We start from the raw sequence: 3404 nt of genomic DNA on the forward strand, positions 1-3404 counted from the left end.
TATAAATAAAAGCTTTACCTTTATATCTTTAAAACTTTCTCTAATGATTCTATAATTTTCATACTGTTTTTCTTCAAGATCACTAAAACATTCCCAAGAATAATCTCCTGTTATATCGCCACATAAAATTATGTAATCTATATCTTCTTTATCCTTAAGAAATTCAGTTATTTTATGTACAACACTTAACCTTCCATGTATATCACTAGTTACAAAAATTTTCATAGCTACTAACCCCAAATCCTATCTATTGAATTTTTATTATCTTATATACTTAAATAGTGTAGATTATATAATAAATGAACCTACTATTTATATAGTAAGTTCTTATTTTAAAGTTATATATTAATGTTTTTTATGTAATTAGATACATCTTATGTTAAGGTTCAATTCTTTAAGTTCTACTATGTTATGGACCATATCTGCATTTAAATACATCTTATGTTAAGGTTCAACGCTGCACCTATTGCTGATTTATGATGTGCTACTATTATTTAAATACATCCCATGTTAAGGTTCAACAGTTGAATGGATGCAAGCACTAAAAGAATATATAACATTTAAATACATCCTATGTTAAGGTTCAATCACTGTAGTCAAGCCATTCTCTATTTTTATTATACCTTTTAACCTATTGAAAATAAAGGATTTATTAAAATTTTTACCAACTATTTTGAGTTTTTAAAAAATTAATAAAAAGCTTCTCACAAACCTTGAATTCTCAATGGATTGTGAGGAGTTTTATTTTATATGAGGTTTGGAAAAGTTTATATAAATTTATTAATAATTATATATTTATTGTTGGAATAACTAAAAAGTAAGAAATTTTGAAATTATATTAGATTAAAATTTAAAATCACTGCAACTTCTAATTAATATTGTGACATGCAACAAAGTGATTCTTTGAAACTTCCTTAAATATTGGTACCTGATTCTCACAAATTTCAGTTGCATACGGACATCTTGTGTTAAATTTACATCCTCTTATTTCATTATATCCATTTGGTATTTCATCCTTCATTATTATCCTAGTCTTTTTTTCCTTTGGATGACTTTTCGGTATTGATGAAACTAAACATTTAGTATAAGGATGTTTAGCATTTAAAAATAATTCTTCTCCTTGTGCCTCTTCTACAATATTTCCAAGATACATAACCCCTATTCTGTCACAAAAATATCTAACTAAACTTAAGTTGTGAGATATGAATAAATAAGTTAAATCCATTTCTTTTTTTAACTCATCCATAAGCATAAGAATTTGTGCTTGTATTGAAACATCTAATGCAGCTGTAGGTTCATCACAAATTAAAAATTTTGGCTTAAGAGATAATGCTCTTTCTATAAAAATTCTTTTGCTTTCTCCTCCACTAAACTCATGTGTATACTTATTAAAGCTTTCTTCTCTCATTCCTCATAAATCCAATATCCTTTTAATTTCATCTCTTGATTTTCTTTTATCTACAATTCCATGTTTTACTATACCTTGTTTAATTATATTTTCTATAGTCATGGTTGGGTCTAGCGATGAATACGGATCTTGAAATATCATTTGCATATCTTTTCTTAAGTTCTGCATATCCTTCTTACTTATGCTATATTTATTTTCTACATCATAAATAAGCTCACTATTAAACTTTAAAACTCCTCCTGTTTTAGGTATTAAGTTTAGTATTGCTCTACCAGTCGTGGATTTACCACATCCTGACTCTCCTACAAGTCCGTATACTTCACCTTTATTAATATGAAATGAGATTCCATCTACTGCTTTAATTATTTTATTCTCTCTATTAAATAGATTTCTACCATAGTTAAAATAACATTTTAAATTTTTAACTTCTAATAGTTTTTCTTTATTAGATTCTATCTTATTCATTAAAGTTTACCTTTCTCTTTCAAATCATATCTGAAGCATCTAACTTCATGACCATCTTTTATGGTTTTTAAGTGGGGTTTATATTTCATGCATTTATCCATAACGTAATCACACCTGTCAGCGAATGGACATCCTTCTAATACATCTGAAAGTTTTGGTACTTTGCCCCTAATACATTTAAGTGGTTCTCCCTTTTTAAAATTCTCTGGTCTTGAATTGATTAAGCCTATTGTATATGGATGAACAGGATTATCAAATATTTCCTCTACAGATGCCTTTTCCACTATATTTCCTGCATACATTACCATTACATCATCTGCAACTTCACATATGACTCCTAAATCATGAGTTATAAAAATTACTGACATATTTAACTTATCCTTAAGATCATTAATTAAGTCTAACACTTGAGCTTGTACTGTTACATCCAATGCTGTTGTAGGCTCATCTGCTATTAAAAGCTTAGGAGTACAACATAATGCCATAGCTATCATAACCCTTTGGCACATCCCACCACTAAGCTTATGAGGGTATTCATTTATAACCTCATCTGCTCTTTTAATTCCAACAAGTTTCAACATCTCTATAACTCTTTTTTTATTCTCATTCCCTTTTACATTTCTATGTACTTTTAATATCTCACCAATTTGATCTCCTATTCTAAGTACTGGATTTAAAGATATCATAGGTTCTTGAAATATCATTGAGATTTCATTTCCCTTAATACTATTCATGTCTGAGTCTTTCAATTCTAATAAGTCTTTTCCTTCAAATAGAATACTTCCCTTTTCTATTAATCCATTTTGCTTTTCAACAAGTCTCATAATAGACATAGCTGTTATACTTTTCCCACAGCCTGACTCTCCAACGATACCTAATACTTTTCCTCTTTTCAAATTAAAACTAACTCCGTCTACTGCTTTAATTTTTCCTTCATCACATTTAAAACTAGTGGTTAAATCTATTACCTCTAATATATTATCTTCCATAACAATTTTTTACTCCTTTGTCCTTGGGTTCATAATATTTCTTAATCCATCTCCTATAAAATTAATTGAAAGTATAGTTAAAAACACCATTATTCCTGGTGGTGCCCATTGCCACCAATATCTCATAAGAGACTTCATATTTCTAGCAGTAGAAAGCATGTTTCCCCAGCTAGGAACAGGTTGTTTTACTCCCATTCCCAAATAACTTAACCCTGCTTCTGCCAATATTGCTCCAGCAATTCCTAAAGTAGCATATACAATTATAGAAGAGATAATATTAGGAATTATATGTTTAAATATTATTTCCATAGAATCCATACCAAGACATCTTGCAGCTTCTATAAACTGCTGCTCTTTTATTGCAAGGACTTGTCCTCTAACTATTTTAGCAATAGTTGTCCATCCTAAAAAACCTATTATTATAACTGAATTCCACATACTAGGACCTATTAAAGATGCTAATATTATAGCTATTATAAAAAAAGGAAGGCACATAAAAACATCTACAAGGATCATTATTAAAAGATCTATCTTACCACCAA

The 3404-nt window shown here is 28.8% G+C and carries 4 protein-coding genes and 1 pseudogene; all 5 read right to left on the reverse strand.

Going from position 1 to position 3404, the window contains the following annotated elements; all coding sequences use genetic code 11:
• Positions 1-225: metallophosphoesterase (locus ACWPW7_RS23285; RefSeq protein WP_454055633.1), on the reverse strand; the 225-nt coding region annotated here is incomplete at its 3' end.
• 643 nt (positions 226-868) lie between these two features.
• Complete coding sequence (locus ACWPW7_RS23290; protein WP_454055636.1) at positions 869-1252, reverse strand: oligopeptide/dipeptide ABC transporter ATP-binding protein; 384 nt, start codon at positions 1250-1252, stop codon at positions 869-871.
• A 45-nt stretch (positions 1253-1297) separates the two neighbouring features.
• A pseudogene (locus tag ACWPW7_RS23295) lies at positions 1298-1873 on the reverse strand (ATP-binding cassette domain-containing protein); the annotation flags it as partial.
• A complete protein-coding gene (locus ACWPW7_RS23300; protein WP_454055634.1) occupies positions 1873-2862 on the reverse strand; it encodes an ABC transporter ATP-binding protein in 990 nt (329 codons plus the stop codon). The gene ACWPW7_RS23300 and the pseudogene ACWPW7_RS23295, both read right to left, overlap by 1 nt.
• A gap of 9 nt (positions 2863-2871) precedes the next feature.
• Positions 2872-3404 (reverse strand): ABC transporter permease (locus tag ACWPW7_RS23305; RefSeq protein WP_454055635.1); only part of this gene is annotated, 533 nt, incomplete at its 5' end.

Source organism: Clostridium sp. Marseille-Q7071 (assembly GCF_965112025.1).